The 20726-nt window shown below is 35.2% G+C and carries 26 protein-coding genes; 2 read left to right on the top strand and 24 right to left on the bottom strand.

Features of this window, described 5'->3' with window-relative positions; all coding sequences use genetic code 11:
- Window positions 1-477: hypothetical protein (locus BMW29_RS14030; protein ID WP_218139666.1), on the top strand; the 477-nt coding region annotated here is incomplete at its 5' end.
- Window positions 478-494: 17 nt separating this feature from the next.
- On the opposite strand, the gene BMW29_RS12260 is transcribed toward BMW29_RS14030, so the two are convergent.
- The 11 genes from BMW29_RS12260 to BMW29_RS12210 form a co-directional block, all read right to left on the bottom strand.
- Window positions 495-1391 (bottom strand): sensor histidine kinase, encoded by an 897-nt coding sequence (locus BMW29_RS12260; RefSeq protein ID WP_092653779.1) that lies wholly within the window; start codon window positions 1389-1391, stop codon window positions 495-497.
- 3 nt (window positions 1392-1394) lie between these two features.
- The gene (locus tag BMW29_RS12255; protein WP_092653777.1) at window positions 1395-2069 is read right to left on the bottom strand and encodes a response regulator transcription factor; all 675 of its coding nucleotides are present in this window, start codon (window positions 2067-2069) and stop codon (window positions 1395-1397) included.
- 240 nt (window positions 2070-2309) lie between these two features.
- Window positions 2310-3464, bottom strand: coding sequence for a tRNA epoxyqueuosine(34) reductase QueG (gene queG / locus BMW29_RS12250; RefSeq protein ID WP_177165777.1), 1155 nt, complete (start codon window positions 3462-3464; stop codon window positions 2310-2312).
- 807 nt (window positions 3465-4271) lie between these two features.
- Window positions 4272-4640: a DUF2750 domain-containing protein gene (locus tag BMW29_RS12245; protein ID WP_092653775.1), complete on the bottom strand. Its 369-nt coding sequence runs from the start codon at window positions 4638-4640 to the stop codon at window positions 4272-4274.
- Between the two features lies 1 nt (window position 4641).
- Window positions 4642-5169 (bottom strand): DUF2262 domain-containing protein, encoded by a 528-nt coding sequence (locus tag BMW29_RS12240; RefSeq protein WP_092653773.1) that lies wholly within the window; start codon window positions 5167-5169, stop codon window positions 4642-4644.
- 18 nt (window positions 5170-5187) lie between these two features.
- The gene (locus tag BMW29_RS12235; protein WP_092653771.1) at window positions 5188-5919 is read right to left on the bottom strand and encodes a hypothetical protein; all 732 of its coding nucleotides are present in this window, start codon (window positions 5917-5919) and stop codon (window positions 5188-5190) included.
- A 72-nt stretch (window positions 5920-5991) separates the two neighbouring features.
- Complete coding sequence (locus tag BMW29_RS12230; RefSeq protein WP_092653769.1) at window positions 5992-6360, bottom strand: DUF6678 family protein; 369 nt, start codon at window positions 6358-6360, stop codon at window positions 5992-5994.
- A 105-nt stretch (window positions 6361-6465) separates the two neighbouring features.
- Window positions 6466-6792, bottom strand: coding sequence for a hypothetical protein (locus tag BMW29_RS12225; protein ID WP_092653767.1), 327 nt, complete (start codon window positions 6790-6792; stop codon window positions 6466-6468).
- 143 nt (window positions 6793-6935) lie between these two features.
- On the bottom strand, window positions 6936-7502 hold the full coding sequence (locus BMW29_RS12220; RefSeq protein ID WP_092653765.1) for a riboflavin biosynthesis intermediates N-glycosidase: 567 nt from the start codon (window positions 7500-7502) through the stop codon (window positions 6936-6938).
- A gap of 58 nt (window positions 7503-7560) precedes the next feature.
- Window positions 7561-8259 carry a hypothetical protein gene (locus tag BMW29_RS12215; RefSeq protein WP_143047367.1) on the bottom strand — a complete coding sequence of 233 codons (699 nt, stop codon included), beginning with the start codon at window positions 8257-8259 and terminating at the stop codon, window positions 7561-7563.
- Between the two features lie 4 nt (window positions 8260-8263).
- On the bottom strand, window positions 8264-8614 hold the full coding sequence (locus BMW29_RS12210; RefSeq protein WP_092653761.1) for a DUF2200 domain-containing protein: 351 nt from the start codon (window positions 8612-8614) through the stop codon (window positions 8264-8266).
- Window positions 8615-8781: 167 nt separating this feature from the next.
- Between BMW29_RS12210 and BMW29_RS12205 the strand changes: the two genes are divergently transcribed.
- Window positions 8782-9321 (top strand): helix-turn-helix domain-containing protein, encoded by a 540-nt coding sequence (locus BMW29_RS12205; RefSeq protein WP_092653759.1) that lies wholly within the window; start codon window positions 8782-8784, stop codon window positions 9319-9321.
- Between the two features lie 92 nt (window positions 9322-9413).
- Here the strand turns inward: BMW29_RS12205 and BMW29_RS12200 are convergent, their stop codons facing one another.
- The 13 genes from BMW29_RS12200 to eutA all read right to left on the bottom strand — a co-directional run bounded on the left by BMW29_RS12200 (window position 9414) and on the right by eutA (window position 20697).
- Window positions 9414-9848: a cupin domain-containing protein gene (locus BMW29_RS12200; RefSeq protein ID WP_425431607.1), complete on the bottom strand. Its 435-nt coding sequence runs from the start codon at window positions 9846-9848 to the stop codon at window positions 9414-9416.
- A gap of 24 nt (window positions 9849-9872) precedes the next feature.
- Window positions 9873-10976, bottom strand: coding sequence for an ethanolamine utilization protein EutH (gene eutH, locus BMW29_RS12195; RefSeq protein ID WP_092653755.1), 1104 nt, complete (start codon window positions 10974-10976; stop codon window positions 9873-9875).
- A 95-nt stretch (window positions 10977-11071) separates the two neighbouring features.
- Window positions 11072-11341, bottom strand: coding sequence for a EutN/CcmL family microcompartment protein (locus tag BMW29_RS12190; protein WP_092653753.1), 270 nt, complete (start codon window positions 11339-11341; stop codon window positions 11072-11074).
- A 46-nt stretch (window positions 11342-11387) separates the two neighbouring features.
- Window positions 11388-11996, bottom strand: a complete 609-nt coding sequence (locus BMW29_RS12185; protein ID WP_092653751.1) for a hypothetical protein — start codon at window positions 11994-11996, stop codon at window positions 11388-11390.
- Window positions 11993-12634, bottom strand: coding sequence for an ethanolamine utilization phosphate acetyltransferase EutD (gene eutD / locus BMW29_RS12180; RefSeq protein ID WP_092653749.1), 642 nt, complete (start codon window positions 12632-12634; stop codon window positions 11993-11995). The genes BMW29_RS12185 and eutD overlap by 4 nt, the downstream gene beginning before the upstream one ends.
- A gap of 10 nt (window positions 12635-12644) precedes the next feature.
- Window positions 12645-13385, bottom strand: coding sequence for a cobalamin adenosyltransferase (locus BMW29_RS12175; protein WP_092653747.1), 741 nt, complete (start codon window positions 13383-13385; stop codon window positions 12645-12647).
- Between the two features lie 164 nt (window positions 13386-13549).
- Window positions 13550-13834: a BMC domain-containing protein gene (locus tag BMW29_RS12170; RefSeq protein ID WP_092653745.1), complete on the bottom strand. Its 285-nt coding sequence runs from the start codon at window positions 13832-13834 to the stop codon at window positions 13550-13552.
- A gap of 370 nt (window positions 13835-14204) precedes the next feature.
- A complete protein-coding gene (locus BMW29_RS12165; RefSeq protein WP_092653743.1) occupies window positions 14205-15671 on the bottom strand; it encodes an acetaldehyde dehydrogenase (acetylating) in 1467 nt (488 codons plus the stop codon).
- Window positions 15671-16228, bottom strand: a complete 558-nt coding sequence (locus BMW29_RS12160) for a BMC domain-containing protein (RefSeq protein ID WP_092653741.1) — start codon at window positions 16226-16228, stop codon at window positions 15671-15673. The genes BMW29_RS12165 and BMW29_RS12160 overlap by 1 nt, the downstream gene beginning before the upstream one ends.
- A 21-nt stretch (window positions 16229-16249) precedes the next feature.
- Window positions 16250-16903, bottom strand: a complete 654-nt coding sequence (gene eutL, locus BMW29_RS12155; RefSeq protein ID WP_092653739.1) for an ethanolamine utilization microcompartment protein EutL — start codon at window positions 16901-16903, stop codon at window positions 16250-16252.
- A 15-nt stretch (window positions 16904-16918) separates the two neighbouring features.
- A complete protein-coding gene (gene eutC / locus BMW29_RS12150) occupies window positions 16919-17830 on the bottom strand; it encodes an ethanolamine ammonia-lyase subunit EutC (protein WP_177165776.1) in 912 nt (303 codons plus the stop codon).
- 18 nt (window positions 17831-17848) lie between these two features.
- Window positions 17849-19216, bottom strand: coding sequence for an ethanolamine ammonia-lyase subunit EutB (locus tag BMW29_RS12145; protein WP_092653737.1), 1368 nt, complete (start codon window positions 19214-19216; stop codon window positions 17849-17851).
- A 50-nt stretch (window positions 19217-19266) separates the two neighbouring features.
- On the bottom strand, window positions 19267-20697 hold the full coding sequence (gene eutA / locus BMW29_RS12140) for an ethanolamine ammonia-lyase reactivating factor EutA (RefSeq protein ID WP_092653735.1): 1431 nt from the start codon (window positions 20695-20697) through the stop codon (window positions 19267-19269).
- Between the last annotated feature and the right edge of the window lie 29 nt (window positions 20698-20726).

Raw genomic sequence — 20726 nt, 5'->3', positions numbered from 1 at the left:
TTAACTGCAGGTGTGAGTCGTATCACATTTGTATTATCTAAATATTTCTCGCAACTGTTAACTGTGATACTTGGTACAATGCTTTATCTTGGTTCGACCTTTGTTTTCTCTTTCTTCAAATATGGAATGGATAATATTCAAGTGGGTGCATTAGCACAAGATATTGTATTTGCGACATTATCTGTCTCATTCTGTATTAGTGTCATCTTAAGTTTAGCAACCATTCTATTAATTAGCTTTAACAGCAGTATCTTAGCCACTATCTTTATTGCAATTTATCCAATGCTGATTCAAATTATTGCGTTAATTACAAAATGGTCTGGACTAAAATACTTTGACTTCTTCAGTTTAGCGCAAAATATGGCTTTAAACGACCTAGCTGGTGAAGCATTAATTCCTTATATACTGATTAGTTTAGGACTGATTGCTTGTTCGATTGTTATCAATGCTCAAGTCATCAAACGAAAAGAGTTTTAAAAAAACAAGCTAGAGAATTAATTTTCTCTAGCTTGTTTCAATGTTAAGACTAATTGAAATTCATTTTTTTCCGTATTTAAGGTTACTTGACTATTTAACAAGCCAGCTAGTTCTTTAATAATACTTAAGCCTAAGCCTGTACTTTTATTAGTTCTGGATAAATCTTCTGTGAAAAAACGATCAAAAAAGACTTGAATATCTTCAATTGGTTTGATTAAACCATTAGTAAAGGTAATTTCAATATAATCTGCATCTTTTTTTAGCGCTATCTCCGCATATTCATGTCCATGTTTTAAAATATTTCCTAAAATATTTTGAATCAGTCGCTGTAAGATAGATGAATCCAATAACAACATTTGATTCTCTTCAACCTTTAAATCTAAGCGGATCTGTTGCTTTTCAAACTCTTCATAATAGGTAAATAAATTTTCCTGTAAGATTTCAGAAACATTTAAGGTTTCTAGCTGTAGCTTCATTTCCTTTTCTTGAATTAAATTATATTCCATCAAATAGCTTAAATAATGAGAAATATCCATTAAGCTTGTATCAATTTTTTCTAAAATTTGACGATGGTCTTCTCTTTCTATCTCTTTTAAAAGCAATTGATTGTAGCCAGACGAAACAGTTAATGGTGTTTTTAAATCATGCGTTAAATTGGTTAAGATTTTTTGAACTTGCTTTTCTTTTTGACGTTGCTCTTGATAAAAAGCTTTATTTTTTTTGATTAAAAGATTATTTTTATCTAGCAATTTTTTTACCAACCAATTTTTTGAGGTAGAGACTAATTCAGCATTGGTTTCATGCTCAGAAATATAGGTCAATTGTTTGACGACTTTATGTAAATCTAAGAAAAAGAAAATAAGATAACTTGTTACTAGGAGGAAAAGTACAGCAAATAGTCCGGTCCAAATCATTTGTTACGCCTCCTTTGACAACCGAATTCCGGTTCCCCAAATGGTTTCAATATACTCTTCTTCTGGATCTAATTCCTTTAATTTTTTTCTAAGTGAGCTGATATGTACATTGATTGTATTTTCTCCACCAATATAAGCATCTTGCCAAATTGTTTCATAGAGATTGGCTTTAGAATAGATTTTATTGGGATGACGTAAAAGTAATTCCAGTACTTGAAATTCCTTATTGGAAATCGTTAAGCGTTCTCCTTGTACGGTTGCTTCAAGTAATTCTGTATCTAAACTTAACTTTTTATGGACTAAGGTTTGGACTTCCTTCACTCTTGTTTGTAGTAAATGAATCTCTATTCTTGCTTCTAACTCTTCAATATGAAAAGGTTTTGTTAAATAATCATTTGCGCCATTTCTTAATAGCTCAACTGTTTTTTCTTTATTATCAATCGCTGTTAATATAATAATCGGCACATCAGAGGTTTTACGAACAGTTTGTAACACACTTTCACCCGTTATCCCTGGAAGCATCAAGTCGAGTAAAACTAAGTCATATGTATTTTGGCTAATCGCTAATAAGCCTTCTGTTCCAGAATTTTTTACCGTCACATCGTATTTTTCTTTAAAGAGATGACTGATTAACTGGCAAATATTTTCATCATCTTCTATTAGTAATAGTCTTTTCATCGTATTTCTCCTGTCAATAGTGTCAAATTTTTGCTGTGTCTACAAATGTAAAATAGTTTAGTTTCATGATTAAGACAGAACATCTCTAATTAGAATGATGCCATATTTTTTGCCTATTTACAACAAACATTTTGTGAACGATAAAGTAAAAAAATAAAGATTGTTTATAAGTAAAATACTTTTTCTTTTCTTCAATTTCAAAAAAAGCCTATGCTAAAATTACTTTCATAGGCTTCTCCCTTATTTTTTCTTACTTAATTGTTTGACTGCTTGTTCTAATTCAACAATCACTTCTTCTTCTGTTTCTTGCTGTAACAATTCATTTAATGCAGCAAGCCATTTATCTGCTTCTCTGCTTCCCAGCCGGCCAATCGCCCAAGCTGCTGTTCCTCTAATCACTGGACGCACATCTTCTTTTGCACATAGTAAAATATCTGGTAAGGCGGAACGATCGCCTACATTTGCCAAAGCAATCAAAGCATTTCTTTGTAAGGGCTTCTTCCCTCGCCAAGCCCCTGAAAGATGACCAAATTCTTCTTTAAACGCTTTATTTGAGAGACTCAGCATAGGTTTTAATTTGGGATAAACCGTATCAACTTCAGGCTCCATTTCTTGATGGAAATGGAAATCTTTGCCTTTATTATAAGGACAAACCATTTGACAAATATCACAGCCATAAATGACATTACGGATTTTTTTCCGATATTCTTCTGGCATCATCCCTTTGGTTTGGGTTTGGTAAGATAAACATCTTTGAGCATTCATCTGACCATTTCCTAGTAAGGCTTTGGTTGGACAGGCCGTCACACACCTTGTGCAGTCACCACAACCAAAAGGCACAGGTTCATCTATTTCAAAATCAATATTTGTAATGATTTCTCCCAGATAAACAAATGAGCCAAATTCCTCTGTAATTAATAAACCATTTCGTCCAATAAAGCCAAGTCCCGCTCTTTGAGCTACTGCTACATCGACTAATTCTCCAGTATCTACTTGTGGTGCAAAGCGCCAATCTTTACTGATTTCTTTTTCAGTAGCAAGTGATTGAATATAAGCAATCAATTTGGTTAATCGATCCTTTAAAACCTCATGATAATCAATCCCCCAAGAGGCTCTAGCAAACATACCACGCTTCTCATCTTTTGGAATATCCTCCTTTATTTTGGTAGGATAGGCTAAAGCAATAGAAATAATGGTTTTAGGATGTTTAAAGGTTTTTTCTGGATAAATGCGTTCTTCAATTACCTGATGCTCAAAACCAGAATGAAAGCCACGTTCTCTTTGCTCCCTTAAAGAATCTTCTAATTCATAAAAAGGTTCAGCAGATGCAAAGCCAATTTTATCAATTCCTAAACGTTTACTTTCTGCAATAATCTGCTGCTTCAACGTGATCATAGTAGTGCCTCCTCCATTCTTCCCCATTGTACTATGTACATTATACCTCCACTAAGGGAAATTATCATCTATAAACTTGATTCATCTGATTTTAATTAATCACATCATTTAATCAATATGTGTTCATACGCTATAATAATCGTATATTAAATACTATTAAACAGTCCTACTATTTAATGACTAACAAATTTATCCCTTATTAGAAAATAAGGGTCTACTCATGCTATCATGACAATAAAAAAGGAGAGAAAATTTATTTTTCTGATATTTTTATCTTTAGTAGTCATCAAAAAGATGCAAGGATTTCACAAATCACTTCATTTGTAAAAATATAATGACTTTTTACCTATTTAAAGAACCATCAAATCTTTTGATGGTTCTTTTTTTACAAGCTCATATTCTATTATTTTTTTGCTATCAGCCAATCATACTTTTATACACTATCTGAGGGCACATCACAAAAAAATCAACCTAAAAACTGTATAGATAAAATCGCCATCCACCTGTTGATTTCCCAGGAAATAAAAAGGATACCTAGATGAATCCTTTTTATCATTTATTTGAATCCTTAACAAAAAACGCCGAATCTATACCTTTAAAAAGAATATACATTCATTGAGTAAAAAGATTTTCTGTTTCAATAAAGATTATAAATAAATTCCCTTTATTTGTAGTTTTTTTCTATCAATGTATCCAAGTTATTTTCTAACTCAAACTCAGCTTCTTTCTGGTAATGGAAATGCAATAAATAGGATACCAACTTTTTATTTTTTCTAAAAAAATTTACTGACTCTCTAACTGATTATTTTATTCATACTGTTTACATTCATCTTTTAATTCTGTAATAAATGCTTCTTGAGAACATTTGTAAAAATCTTCAGGATTTTTATACATACAAATCACTTGAATATCGTGGTTCATTTCATTTAGTAAGTCATCCATTACATCATATATAGACAACTCAACTGGCTTTCCACTGAAATCTGCTGATATATATTCTTTATCAGACCAAAGAAAAATACATTTTTCTTTAAATGTTTGGGTCACAACAGCTTGATCTTGATTACTAATTGTCCATACAACTTCCCAATCTGCAATTCTTCTTATAAAGTGTTGATAACGAGCTCTAGCAGTTAACTGATTAACGCCATTTACTTGCTGTATACTAATGGACATTTTATAATCCTCCTACTGTAATTGTATAGTCAGCATCTAAACAAACCTCTATTGCGTGAGAAGAAAAATAATCTGGCTTAAATGTCACATAGATGATACAGGTATCAAGTTGATTGTTTTTATCAAAAATAAAATTAATCGAACTGTATTCTATCGCATTAGAAAATACTTGTTTTGAGAGGGGCAGCTGAATGGGTATTGCTTCTTTTCGTTCATAAACGAGATAACAATTATCCAGTCCCTCTACCTTTTCACCAAGCTCTGTTACCCATTTTTCAGCTAAATGAATATAGTCTTTTGCGATAATTTCTTTAGCAATATTTGATTGATGTGTAAAAATCCAGTCAATCATATCTTGGATTTTCGCTGAAATTTTTGTCGTGTTTTCATGTGAAATTTCTGCTATCTCATGTGCAAAGTCAGCACCAACGAGTCGATGATCCCCAAACATATATGGAAAAAATTCTGCATACTCATCTTGTATCTCCCATTCTAATAGATTTGGTACAATTATTTTGTCTGCACTCATAAACAGCACTCCTTTTCTTTAATTTAATTTTTTTGATTCAAGCCATTGTTTATGTATCTTCATTGCACCGTCTGGCTTATCTGGGTATTGATAATCAATAATAGATTGATGGATGTCATTGTGAACAACAGCAATCGTGATGATTCTTTGTTTTAAATTTAATTCAAAAAAAGCTGAACTCAAAGATTTTAAAATCTCCATTGTTGCGAATATTTTTTCTGCATCAATCTTTATTTCGATGCCCAGCTCATTATATTGCTTTAAGTGTGTCATAAACTCACCTTGATAGATGTAAAGTATACCATTTTCAATCTGAAGAATATCTAAAATATGCTGATAATGATCTCTAATAATTAAGAATAGCTCTTCTTTTTTACTAACAAATGAACCTAAAATTATTGGGAAATGTTTTTGTTCTGTGTCTGTATCTTGAGACTGTTGTAAAGCATTCATATATTGATCAAAAGCTTCCTCATTATCACCAAAAATAAATGCCATTATTTGATAAGAAGATAGATTTCCTCCCGAAAAAATTTGCTCTTCCCTTAACATTTTCCATTTTAGCCAATGATAGTCTATTTCTAAATCTAATGCGAAATGATCTTTTTTCCCCATTAAATAGCCTGCATAAAAAGTTTGTAAATGTGATAAATCCTTTTTATTCATAAACATCAATGGTCTTTTTTTAAATGATGCTATATCGGTCAGTATAGGCCTAATAAACTCGCTAGAATATTGCTCTTTACACATAAAACCGCCTCCATTTTTCTTCTTTAGCTATTTTATTTCATCGCCATATTTAGCTTGGACAATTTAGTTTCCTCAAAAGGTCTCTCTAACATTAACCTTTTTAATAACGTGATAGCCATAAATATAAACGTTGCTTTCTTCAATTTTATATTTAAATCGTCCAATTGAATCAAGTTGTTCACAAAACTCATTCTCTTTGCAACTTTTCGGTAATGGAATCATCAGATACTCAATTTCACTCAATTTGATTGGACCTGAAATGTAATCTTCAGTATATTGTCTATGCTCATCCATCGTATCCAATGCAATGTGGTAATGATTACTGTCTGATAGTAACTTCACTTGTCCATATTCTATTAAAAATGTGTCAGCTAAAAAATCAAATATTCTTTGCCATTTTGAATCATTCATATCACTTATCAAAGAAGCTTTACTTGTCATATAAAACGCCTCCATTTCTTGCAAACTTTGGGTTAGAAAGCCGAATGCATTTCGATAAATTAGTTACCTATTCTTTTCAAGAGTCTTGATACATTTAACCTATCTTCAACTCATTCTTTTTATTAATTGTTCACGTTTCTCATAAAATGTACTTGTAATCTCTTCAAACTCTTTTTCCATATCTAATTGGTGGGCACTATATGGTGGAGAATCATTCCAAGATCCCATACCGCCAAATACACAAGTTGCTGCCACAACACGTTTTGCTTTGTCGTGCTCAGATAAATCTTCTTTTAAAATAGTTAAGCCTAAATTGAACATTCTTGAAAAATTTGGATAATCCAATTTATCAGCTAAATCTTTTATTTCTAATAAAGAGCATTCAAATTCATGTAATTCACTTTCCAGTACCCTCTTTTTTTTCCTAAGCATCTTTGACCTTCTTTCTGGCAATCTATTAGAGCCGTATTAAAACAACTAATTTTCTTGGATATTTTAAAGCCTATACTTCACTAACATACAGTAAATCATTCATTTCCAATCGAATCGATCTCTACTATTCCAGTATCGTTGCTTCATAAGCTACTATTTTTTTCTTTATTCAGCAACTCTCTTACTTCCATCAAGGCAAATCCCAATAAGTTTTCACCTTTCCATAGTAATGGATTCATTGATTTAGGATCCTCCTCGGCTCTTCCAATGCCCCAAATTTTATCTACTGGACTTGCTTCTACAAGTATTTTATTTTTAGTATCCTGTAAATATTTTTTCAATGACGGATTTTGGCTAAATTTCAATAGGTTCCCTTGGACAACAATGTCATATTTATTTTTATCCCAAATTGATTGGTCAAAATGCTGTATTTGTCTCCCTAATGCTTTGATTTGCTTAGGATTCCTACAGTCAATAATCTGCTCACGAATCGTTGTATCATTAAATAATTTAGCTTTTTCTGACATCATATATTGCTCAGCGCTGTAATATGTATAAGCTTCATCTTTAAATTGACATGACCACCACTGACTAAAGCAGCTTTTTGAAATAGTATGGTCTTTTGCTTTTTGATGTCCCCAGAAAAAGAGAAAATTCAGCTTTTTTTTGGATTGGTATTGTTTTTGAAGCTTGCTCTTATTCCACACCATTTTGTGAACCTCCGTTTTCATCATGCGATTATTTTTTAATACTAAGTATGAAAAAAATCTATTTCAGCTTTTGCTTCATCTTATTTAATTTATGTAAAATAGTCTCTCTATTTTTAGAAGATTTCATGAATTTGGGCAGGGTATGTCCTGCTGTTTTCCAAACAAGATGACTTTTATCTCGCTCTCTTAGGTCTGCTGTAACATAGGCTATTAAATAGTTTAAATGTTCTAAATTAAGTGCCCAAAAAGCTTTTCCTTTGAATGTTTCTAAAAAATATAATGGTTTTCCAGTTAAAGGGTCTAGTCCATTCTCAAGAAATTTTACTTTTTGATACTTATAGGAGATAGGTGCATTTTTTTGTAAATTTAATACATTGATTTCTCTACAAGCTGTGCAAGGTTTTGTAATTATTGGATAGGGATGCGCTTCAATATCATACCTAAGATATTTTCCACACTTCTTACATAAACCAGTATATTGATACACATATATTTTATTCTCATGTTTTGTGATTTTTTCGACCTTGAAGCAGGTCTGACAAGTAAGAATGAAGGCCTTATCTTTTTCCTGTAAGATGGCTAAATGATGACAAGTTGAGCATACTAACCACACACCTTTTGTTTTTAACACATGATGATAATCAAAATAATAGGGAGATTGATCAATAAATCTATGGCTATTCATGCATTTCTCATACCTTTCTATTCCGTTTCTGTAGCGTAATAATTCTTTCCATCTAAAAAAGTCTTCTTTCACTACTTTATTTTCTTAATATCTTTTCCATTGCTTTTCCTTTTGCCAATTCATCAATCAGCTTATCTAGGTAACGAATTTTTTGCATTAATTCATCTTCGATTTCCTCAACGCGATAACCGCAAATAACGCCCTTAATGAGTGAAACATTGGGATTTAATTGTGGTGCCTCTTCAAAGAATGTTGTAAAATCAACGGCATGATCTATTTGTTGTTGTAATGTCATTTGATCATAACCCGTCAACCAAAATATAATCTCATCTACTTCTAATTGCGTTCGGCCTTTTTTTTCTGCTTTCTTCACATAAAGTGAGTAGACACTTGCAAAACTCATGCCAAAAATTTTAGGCTTTGTCATCTTCAATGCACTCCTTCTTCGCTACTCCTTCTATTTTATCATAAAGTTCAATTTTATTAAAATCATTGCTTCATTTTCTCAACTTCTTGACTAAAATCAAATATTTATTTTAAGTGAACTATGGTAAAATATAGGTAGCGCTTGAAATTAAGGGAGGGTTCATAAAAATGGCTAGAATTGCTAAAACAACTTATCGTTTCAAGAAAGAAAACATAAATGAAAGCAGTACCAATCAATCAAATGCTTCAACACAACACTTAGCAGACTTAACCTTTGATCCAGTCGACCCCTTAAATATCTTGAGTAGCTATTATCAAAATCATCAAGCTGCTGAGCCTATTGATGCAATCAGGCACACACAAGCTGAAGTACCGCAGCTCAATGAAAAAAAAGAAATTAAAGAGGCTAAAGACTATATTGAACAACACCTTCATCGGACCATTACTTTAAATGAAATGGCTCAAAAAGTTTTTTTAAGTCCTTATTATTTTAGTAAGCTTTTTAAAGCGGAGACAGGGATTACTTTTATTGCTTATGTCAATCAACAAAAAATGCGTCAGGCCTCTCAGCTACTTTGTGAATCTCATTTAAGTATTAATCAGATTGCAAAAGGCTTAGGCTTTACACAAATGAGCTATTTTTCTCGCATGTTTAAAAAGGAGTATGGTGTAACACCAAAGGACTATCGTCGTTCTTACAGTAGTTAACGAGTCAATCAAACAATCAGCTTTAATCAAATAAATAGTCAAAAAAAATCCCTTGGAAAATTCAATCTTGAATCTCCCAAAGGATTTTTAGTTTATTGTGATTGCCAATCAGCAGGATAGGTCACATAGACAAATCGTGCATCGCCTGTCACTGAAAATTGGATACTGCTGCTTTTAGGGATAAAAAGGATTTCTCCTGGTCCAGCAGAGATTTTGCGTCCATCAATCAGCACATCTAATTGACCTTCAATGATATAATCGACTTCATCATATTCTAGGGTCCAATCAAAGGTTGTATCTTTCATCACCATTAAGCCACAGCCTAAACGTGGGCTTTCTTCTAAAGTGACTAAATCCTTACAATAGACAACATCGCCTGGTTTGCCAGTGTCTAAACGGTCTTCTTCTGAAACATCTAATTGCGGTAATTTAATTGATAACACGCCACTTGGATCAACTGTTTTGGTATCCATTTGACCTTTGATCATTTGCTCAGTAATCACTTCACGAATAATGCGTTCCAACATACTTTTATCAATATTTGACATCGTTTATTTCACTTCCTCAGTTGTTTTTTTGCCTAGCATACGGTTTGCCATAAACATCGCAACTAAAACAGCTGTGATCCCACCAACAATTTTTCCAACCATCATTGGGAAAATCATTTCTTTCGCAACACCCGCTGTAAAGCCTAGATGATCTCCTAAAATAAAGGCTGCTGAGACAGCAAAAGCGACATTGATAATTTTACCACGGTCATCCATATCTTTCATCATTTGGAACATTGGAATACTGTTTGCTAAAGTTGCCACTAAACCAGCTGCTGCAATTTCATTCATGCCTAATACTTTACCTAATTTCATTAAAGGTGTTTTGAAGACTTTGGTAATCACATATACAAAACAGAACGCGCCTGCCAATGTTAATGCAATCCCACCAACAACTTCAATACCGCTTGTGATTGGTTCAATTCCTGGAATCACCGTGATGCCAAGTAATAATTGAATGGCACCAACAACTAAACCTAAAATGGCTACCATCACAACAAATTTGCCAAAGACAGTAAAGCCTTTAATCATCGCTTCTGGTTTAAACCATAGACCTAACATAATAATTGCCGCTACAATCACAATTGGAATCAAGTTCATTAACAGCATAGTCACTGGGAAGCCAGCAACTAAACCACCAACAAAACTGCCAATTGGAATGGTAATTACGCCTGATAAAACACCAGTTGCTAAAAACTTATGGTCATTTTTATCAATAATACCTAACGCTACTGGAATGGTGAAAACTAAAGTTGGTCCCATCATCGCGCCTAGAATTGTTCCTGCAAATAATCCAGCTTGTGGATCAACTGCTAATTGCTGCGCTAGGGCAAAACCACCCATATCGTTTGCTAACAGGGTTGTCGCAAACATAGCTGGATCTGCGCCTAATGCATTATAAACCGGTACAACCACCGGGCTAAGTACATTTGCTAAAACGGGGGCCAATGTAATGATCCCAATCATGGATAGTGCTAATGCACCCATTGACATGATACCTTCTTCAAATTGTTCTCCTAAACCAAACTTATTCCCAATACATTTATCAATTGCACCTAAAATCATAAAGAAAACCATGATATACATAATAATTTCATTAATACTCAAGGATAAACCCTCCTATTTTTTAATAGAAAAATCGCGAGAGTCTCTCGTAATGCCTATTTGCATGTAGAATGACTCTCGTGCTATTATTTCTTATTTTAGCCTTCACGCTCTACCGAATCAACAATACCTACAATCACTGCATCAACGGGAACGCCTTCTTTATCTAACGATAAACGTGCTGCTCCCCCAGTTGTTACTAATACAACATCACCAAAACCTGCTCCAGCATTATCTGCAGCGACAAGTGATTGAGGCACAGATTGATGTTCATCAGGCTCAGTTTCAACAATTAAAAATTTTAATCCATTTAATTTCTCATCTTTTCGTGTTGCCCAAAGACTTCCAGTAACTTTTCCAATTATCATCTACTTGGCCTCTTTTCACTCCACTTGACTAGTTTTCAGTCATGTCCTAGGTCCAGTGAATATTTTTTTCTTGTAAATAGTCTTTTGCTAAAGCTGTTAATAATGCATTTTTTTCAAGCTTAAAGTGTGCACCTGTCGCTAAGTTTAATTCTTTTAGCTTAGCCTCAGTCCAAACTTTTTTAGTTCCTACCACTTCAGCAGTCTGCTGATTTTGACTTCTTGGAAGTTGCCACGTTGCTTCTTTTTTACTCACTACTTCTGCACCGTAACGACACCATTGTAGCTCAAATTCTTCAAATTTTTGACGTAAGGCATAGGATGCAGATTGACGGTAATGGTAAAATTCAATCCCTTCCTGTAACACCATGACTTTTTTTCCTTTTAGAAAATGTTTCAATAGCGCATTTTCTTCTGGTGTTTGTGGGCAGCCATTTGCAATACGTCCCATTTGCTCCACAGATAATTGTGTCATAAATAAGACATCTGCTTCTTCAATTGTACAATCAGTTAGTGTCGCTGTGGGTAGTTTTGAAATCAAAGAAAGAACGTTAGAATCACTAGTTCCAATTAGTTTTAGTTTAAGCTGTGCTTCATTTGATAATCGGACTAAGACAGCTTCCATCACTTTTTGAACAAGCTCATCTATTTGGCTCATAATGCTGAACTCTTCTTCATAATTTGAGCACGGGTTCCTTTACTCCAGCCACAAGCATTTGCTTCATCATAATCAATATGCATCACTGTAGCAAAATTAGGACTTACACGAATCACCACATCATCAAAAATTAGCGGTCTTCCTGCATTCACTTTTACTTGAACAATTTCACCTTGTTTTACATTTGCTTTCGCTGCATCTTCAACTGTCATATGAATGTGTCTTTTTGCGACAATTAAGCCTTCAGATAATTGAACTGATTTCCCACCATTCATCACTAAAATTCCTGGTGTGCCAGCAATATCTCCACTTTCACGAACTGGTGCCTTCACACCAATTGCTAAAGCATCTGTTGCTGAAATTTCAGCTTGTGATTGACTTCTTTCTGGTCCTAAAACAATCACATTATGCAAGACACCTTTTGAGCCAACTAATGTTACACGTTCTTTACTAGCAAATTGACCTGGTTGGGATAAATATTTTGCAACGCGTAATTCATATCCTTTACCAAATAGCGCATCAATCGTTGCTCTATCAAGATGAATATGACGTCCACTAGCTTCTACTTCAATCCCATTTTGATTTTCAACACGCTTAACGACTTCTTCAATTAAGCAATTTAAATCTTCTGGATTCATCCTTAGCCTCCTAGCTTTTCTTATATTTTCCTTTGTTCACTTGATTCATTAATTTTAAACAAAAATGAGCCAAATAATCAAGACCTTCAAGTAACTCGCATTCTTTGACTGTCCCATCAGCTGTTTTTAAACTTTCATAGGCCAGTAAACTAGTCTGCTCAATCATCAATCTTAATTGATTGAGAGCAATTACAATCGGTCCCATCTGATACTGAATCTGGAATGTAACCTGTTCATCTTCTTTTTGATTGGTTAATCTACTGAGTAAATTGACGTCATTAAATCCCATGGTTTGGCTACTGTTAGCAATTAATTCCAGTTCTTCTATTAAACCTGTAAATCCTGCTTCACTTGCCAGTAATTGAACCTTTAACACCTCTCCATGTACTGCGTCAAATTGACTACGCAATTTCATTTGAGGATGATCCAATGGCACAATGATATTTTCTTTTAAGATACGCATATAAATTGGCTTTTCAATAAATTGTCCACCATCTAATGTTTTATATAAAAAGGGCATTTTCACTGCTTGTGATGTTTGATTTTCGGTTTGTTTCGCTTCTTTTTCAGGAGCTAGCTTACCACTTATCTCACATTCAGGAATTTCATGTAGTTTAATTTGATGATCGGATAAGAAACCTCGTGCAGAAGGGGTAATAATCGTGCCTTTTTTTACTTCACACACTTTATTTTTCTGCATTTCAGTTGTTTTCATCATCCTTCTAACAGTTTCTTCTGTTAAAATAGCCATCTACTCACTTCCCCTATTCCTGATACACATTTGTCTTAGAAAATAGCTTTCAGCAACTTTCAATCGTCAAATAGTATTAGAATTAAAGGAGCACCTTGTAATAAGAGTGCTCCTTTTTATACTAAGATTACCCTAAAGAATTCTTTTCAGGTATGATCATGATCTTATAAAGCAGTTTTTGGTAAAATTGCATCTACTTCTGAGTGTGGACGTGGAATTACGTGAACTGATAATAATTGTCCAACACGTTCAGCTGCTGCAGCACCTGCATCAGTTGCAGCTTTAACAGCGCCAACATCGCCACGAACCATAACTGTTACTAATCCGCCACCAACTTGTTCTTTACCGATTAATGTTACGTTAGCTGCTTTCACCATTGCGTCTGCTGCTTCTACTGCTCCTACTAAACCTTTTGTTTCGATCATTCCTAATGCATTTGCGTTTGCCATAATATTGTTCCTCCTAGTGTTTTTTTATTTATTTTTATTAGGACGTGCCTGAAAACGACAGTGGTATCCGAATTTTTCAGAGATGATTCTGAAAATCTAGAAAGAAAACACAGAGGTTGAGACAAAAGGCGTTAAGGCTTGAGAAATTGGAGCAAAAGACAAACAATACACTTTTTGTATTGGTTGGATTTTGTGAAATTTCCGAAGAGCCTGACTTTTGGCCACCGTTTACGGAGGCAATGTACGTGGTTGAGATAAAACTTTTGAGTTTTGTCTCAACCACGAGTATTTCTGACGACGAGTTTCATCATCATCACGAAAATATTCGCCACTGTAGTTTTCAGACACGTCCTAATATTTATTACAAATATTATTGTAATTGAGCTAAGACTTTCTCTACTAAAACATTAATTAATGCTTCTTTATTTTCATCGGTTGCAACAGTTGCTGTACTTGGCGCATCTGTTCCACGTAACTCTTCTAATTCACGGACACCATAAGCAACACGACGAATATTGAATAAGTTAGCTGGACCGATATTATCAGAAGTTGAGCTGCCACCAACTGCACCACAGCCTAAAGTTAAAGCTGGCATTAAGTTTGTTGCAGCGCCAATTCCACCTAAAGCACCTGGTGTATTGACTAGTAATCTTGAAACAGGTTTTTTCAAGGCAAATTTACGAATAACCGCTTTGTCCTCTGAATGAATAATCATTGTATGACCTGCACCTTCATGATTTAAAATATCAATACTTAGCTCACAGGCTGCTGACCAGTTTGGTGCAGTATAGAAAGCTAAAATTGGGGCTAATTTTTCACGAGAGTAAGGAATTTTTGACCCTACACGGCTCTCTTCAGCAATTAAGACACGCGCACCTTCTGGAATAGATAAGCCAGTTAATGCAGCAATACGTTGAACTGATTTACCAACAATTTGAGGGTTCATTGTACCGTTTGCACGCATAATGAATTTTTCAAGTTGTTCTGCTTCCTTCGCATTTAAGAAGTAAGCACCTTGTTTTTTCAATTCAGCAATGACTTCATCACGACTATTTTCTTCAACAATAATTGATTGCTCTGATGCACAGATTGTTCCATTATCAAAGGTTTTAGAATCTAGAATGTGTTTAACTGCCATTGGAATATTAGCTGTTCTCTCGATAAATGCTGGGCCATTTCCTGGACCAACACCAATTGCTGGTGTACCTGATGAGTAAGCTGCCTTTACCATTGCCGAACCACCTGTCGCTAAAATTAACGACGTATCTTGATGTTTCATCAATTGATCTGTTCCTTGAATGGTAGGAACTTTCATTGTACTAATGGCACCAGCAGGACAACCTGCTGCTACTGCTGCGGCTTCAATCACTTTCACTGTTTCCAAAATACTATTTAAAGCATTTGGATGTGGAGAAAAGACAATACTGTTTCCAGCTTTGATTGAAATCAAGGCTTTGTAAATGACTGTTGAAGTTGGATTTGTTGAAGGGATTAAACCAGCAACAACCCCAACAGGAACAGCGACTTCCATCACTTTAGTTTCCTCATTGTCACTTAAAACACCAACTGTTTTCATATCCTTGATTGCTTCAAGAACGCCTTGAGAAGCAAAAGCATTTTTAACGACTTTATCTTGCCAAATCCCAAATCCAGTTTCTTCATGAGCCATTTGCGCTAATTTCACACGGTTATCATAACCCGCTTTTGCGATAGCCTCACAAATTGCATCAATTTGTTCTTGTGACATATTGGCTAATTCTTTTTGCGCTTTTTTAGCTTGTCCAATTAAATCGCGGACTTCTTGGATGGATAATAAATCTTTATCTTGAATTGTCACTACTTGTCATTCCTTTCTTTTTCTGCTTGAATCGCATCGATTAAGGCTTTTTTGTTAGCAAATTTAATCTCTTTTTTAGAAAGGGACGTTACTTCCATTTGACTAGCCATTTTGCGTAAGTCAACAACCTTCATTTGCGCTAATTCTTGATCTAAGCTTTCTTCAACGACCTCTTGAATTTCTTTTTTCAAGCTTTCTTTCGCAGCATTTACACTTGATACCTCTGTCGATTTCATGGTGTTTTCCATTGGTTCTTCAATAGAAACCTTTTCTTTTTTAGCAAGCTTAGAAAAGACCATCTTAGCAGTTGCAGCGTCCATTCTTGGAATCACATGGCTACCAATTAAGCAATCTAATTTTTCTGTTGCTGAAACAGCTGCTTCAACAGCTGATTGTACTGCACCAACATCCCCTACTATTTGAACGGTGGTTAAACCGCCACTAATAACTTCTGCTTGTACAAAAGTGACATTTGCAGCTTTTAAGGCTGTATCCGCCGCTTCAACGGCTCCTAAGAAACCGATGACTTCTATCATGCCTAATGCTTCATATTCCACTAGCTTAAGCCTCCCTTAACTTTAGTATGCGGTTGGATTACTTGCGACCACTTCAACAGCTTGAGCAAATGCATCACAGGCTGCTTTACAAGCTGATTGACTTCCTGTTAATAGCGCACCACCAAAGTTTGTTTCTGATGGTGGTCCGTAAAATGCTGCAATCTCAACATCTGCTGCTTTTAAAGCAGCGTCTAGTGCGTACATGGCTTCTAAAGGTGGGGCAATCAAGTAAGCTAACGCTTCACCTTCTGGAACATTGGCTTCTTTTGATAAGAAAGTCCCTGTTCTAGAAACACAATGTGCAAAATATGGAATTGAATCATCATCGTTACTACTAATGAAGCTAGCACCTTCTTCAATTTCTTGAATTGCAACACTTAAGCCACTTTTAACCTCAGCAGGGCTTGGTCCAGCAATAATCCCAATGACTTCACCTGCTAATTTTGTTGAAGCATTTGCTGCACCTGCGTATAAGCTTTTCGCATAAACGACTTCAACTTCAGCTGCTTTGGTTGCTTCATCTAATGCCACATAGGTGACATCATCACAGTCAGAAGTAATCAATCCTAAACTGCGTTGATTTGGTCCTAAATTCAATGACTCAGCCATTGCTGCATCTACATTAGAAATGACTTTAACGCTTAATACACTTGCACCTAAACGATCATTTTTCATTCAATTGTTCCTCCCTTATTCAGCTTCTTTTAAATCAATACCAGATTTCTTTTTATCAAGCATATTTTTGATTAACTCAGCGATATAAGCCCCTGCTTCAACAGCAGGAGTCCCGCCACTATGAATATTAGAAATCACTGTACGTCTAGCTTCTGGCATATCGACAGTTGGACGATAGGCAATATAAGCACTCATTGACTCAGCTGTCACCAATCCAGGGCGCTCACCAATTAAAAGACAAACAACATCTGCATCGGTTAATTCACCAATTTTATCCATTGATGGTACACGTGCATGTTTTACAAAAACAACGGAATCAAAGTCCAAGTTAAACATTTTCAAGCCTTGTTTGATAGAAGGAATAATCTCTTTAATATTGGCACCAATTGCAGCCGAGCTTAGTCCGTCACCTACAACAACTTGAATTTTTGCACCATGTGTTGTATTTTCTTTTATCTTTTCACACATTTCTGGTGAGAATTGACGGCCTAAATCTGGTCTGGTAACATATTCATCCTTATCACGGCATAATGTTTCAACTGCAACAAAGTTCATTTCTTTCACTAATGCTTCATCTACATAAGAGAAAACTGCATCTTGAGCAGCAGCATGATCGGCTCTAAAACGCAATGTTGATTGTGTTTTATAACGCGTTCCAGCACGCCATAAGCCTAATCTAGCAGGCGTATATTGCTTCATTTTTTGATAACCTTCTGGATCCTCAGCATGTGGCACTAAAAATTGTTTTTTAATATCTACTTCTGTAATATCCGGAATACAGCCATCCTCAATCTTACTTTGAGAGACAGTTTCTGCTGCCTTAACAGCAACTGCTGATTGAACATCATTTGTGACATCAACATTGCCAGCTGTCATTTCGTTTAAAATGTTTTCAATAATTGTTTTTAAATTCTTTTCATCTACCATTTTATGCGACTCCCTCCTTTACTTTTTCAAAAATACAGATGCATCGCCGGCAAGCTCTGTTAATTTACCATTGATACTAAAGCCCATTTTTTCCATCCATTGATCAAATTCAGATGTTGGACGTAAATTAAACATATCACGCAATGTAGCCGTTTCATGGTAGCCAGTTGTTTGATAATTTAACATCACATCATCCGCATGTGGAATCCCCATAATAAAGTTACAGCCTGCTGATGCTAATAGAACCGCTAAGTTTTCAGCATCATTTTGGTCAGCTTTCATATGGTTGGTATAACAAACATCACAGCCCATTGAAATCCCAGATAATTTACCCATAAAGTGATCTTCTAAACCAGCACGAATGACTTGTTTAGAATCATATAGATATTCAGGTCCAATAAACCCAACAACTGTATTGACCAAATATGGATCAAATTTCTTCGCAAAACCATAACAACGAGCTTCCATTGTTACCTGATCGACACCATAATGTGCACCTGAAGATAATTCTGAACCTTGTCCAGTCTCAAAGTACATCACATTTGGACCAGCAGCTGCGCCCACTTCTAAAGCTAATTTTTTCGCCTCAGCAATATCAGTTGCATTAAACCCAAAAGCAGTATTCCCTTTTTCAGAACCAGCAATTGATTGGAAAACTAACCCAGTTGGTGCGCCTTGACGCATCGCTTCCATTTGTGTTTTAACATGAGCTAGGACACAAGTTTGAGTTGGGATTTCCCATTCTTGACGAAAATCTTCAAAACGATGTAAGATTCGTTTCACACTTTCCGTTGAATCATCAACTGGATTTAGACCAATCACTGCATCACCAATCCCGTATGATAAACCTTCCATTAATGAAGCCATAATCCCATCAATGTTATCGGTTGGATGATTTGGTTGTAAACGAGCTGAAAAATGTCCCGGTACACCAATCGTCGTATTCGCAGTTTTTGTTACTACCATTTTTTTCGCTGCATAAATTAAATCCATATTCGACATTAATTTTGCAACAGCAGCAATCATTTCTGATGTTAAACCGCGACCTAGAATTTTAATATCGTGATCCGTTGTTCTAAGATCTAATAACCATTCTCTTAGCTGTTCAACTGTCCAGTTTTTAATTTGCTCATAAGTTCTTTTATTCACGCCATCAATAATAATACGTGTTACCTCATCATCTTCATAAGGTACAGCTGGATTATTGTATAAATCTGATAATTTTAGTTGCGCTAAAACAACTTTAGCTGCAACCCTTTCCTCTGCGGAAGTTGCGCTAATCCCGGCTAAGCTATCACCAGATTTCACTTCATTAGCTTTTGCCATTACTTCCATGACTGTTTTAAATTGATAAGTTTTACCGAACAGTACTGTTTTTAAAATCATTCTTAAATCCTCCTCATCCTTCTTTTCTCTCTATTAATCAGTGGTTTAAATTAATTGAAAACCAACGTCTTCACTACTACAGGTAATACTGTTCCACCAGCAATTGGATTGCCAATATCAATATAATCTCCATTTTCAACCCGAACACTATCTAAGCAGACAAAAGGATAATCTTTTGGTAATAAGCTATGAATACTTTGACCCAAGGCTTTTGCCATATCCTCCTGCACCATAATAATTAATGGTTCTTTCCGCTGAATCAAGGTCTCTAAACCTTTGACAATCGCTTCTGCCAGTGTTAACACGGTTTGAAAGCTTGGATTTTTCTCTCCAGACAAACCAAGAGCAATCTTTTGAAATTCATTCTCTAGCTGATACCATTGCAACTTCTCACGAATTTTAGTCGCCATTTCATCACTTGTTCCAATCTCATCTGCTTTTGCTAATTTCAAGATTGGAATATTTTGAATGGGTAAAATTGCTTTTGTATAGGTAATCGTACTCCCACTAACTTCAGCAGTATGAGAGCCTGCACCCACAACCGTTGCACGAATCGTTTCAACAGATGGAATGACTTCCTTTTCCATCACTAATCTTGAGTGAGCAATACCTTGCCCTAATAACAAACCAATATCCCCATATTTAAAGGGATCCTCTGGTAGTTCTTTGGCAATACAATCGGCTACCCCACCTGAAAATGAAATGCCTTTAATACATTGACCCAAACGCAAGCCTTTATTCGTAATGATGTATTGATAAAACTGACTTTGCATTCCAAGCCCCACACTGTTTTCAAGCAAATGCACCATTTCTTGAATAATCGGCTGTAATTGTTCAACACTTGTGGGCTGATTTAACTGGATAGCTAAGCCTTTTTTATTGATAATCTCCTGTATTTTAGGTGCAATATAGGTAATTTTTTTCGTTTTTGGCTCCACCTTAATCAAACGACCGCCAATATCTAAGCAACCAGTATCAACCACTTCACCCTCTTCAAATAAGGCTAAGTTGGTTGTCCCTCCACCAATATCTAAGTTCACAACTGACAAACGTTTTTCCTTTGAGTAAAGATGTGCTCCAGCCCCTTTACCAGCAATAATACTTTCTAAATCTGGACCGGCAGTTGCTACAACAAAATCTCCCGCAAAACCACTTAAAGCGGATAGAACCTTACTGGCATTTTCTTTACGAGCCGTTTCACCAGTAATAATCACAGCACCCATTTGAATGTCTTCTTTTTGAATGCCCGCTTTTAAATATTGTGCTTCAACAAAATCTTTAATCGCATCCGCATCAATTAAATTATCAGCTAAAATCGGTGTAAAACGAATATCACTTCGATAAATGACCTTCTTATCTGAAATCACAATTCGCGGAATTGAAAAAGCAGAAGCCATATTTTCGATGAATAATTCAGATAAAACTAATTGCGTCGTAGAAGTACCCAAATCAATTCCAACGCTTAGGATTTTTTCTGTCATTGTTCTGAACTCCTCTCTTGATATTGCCC

Origin of the sequence: Isobaculum melis, from assembly GCF_900111355.1 — a bacterium.
GTDB classification, from domain to species: Bacteria; Bacillota; Bacilli; order Lactobacillales; family Carnobacteriaceae; genus Isobaculum; species Isobaculum melis.
This window is presented reverse-complemented; position numbering and strand designations above follow the sequence as displayed.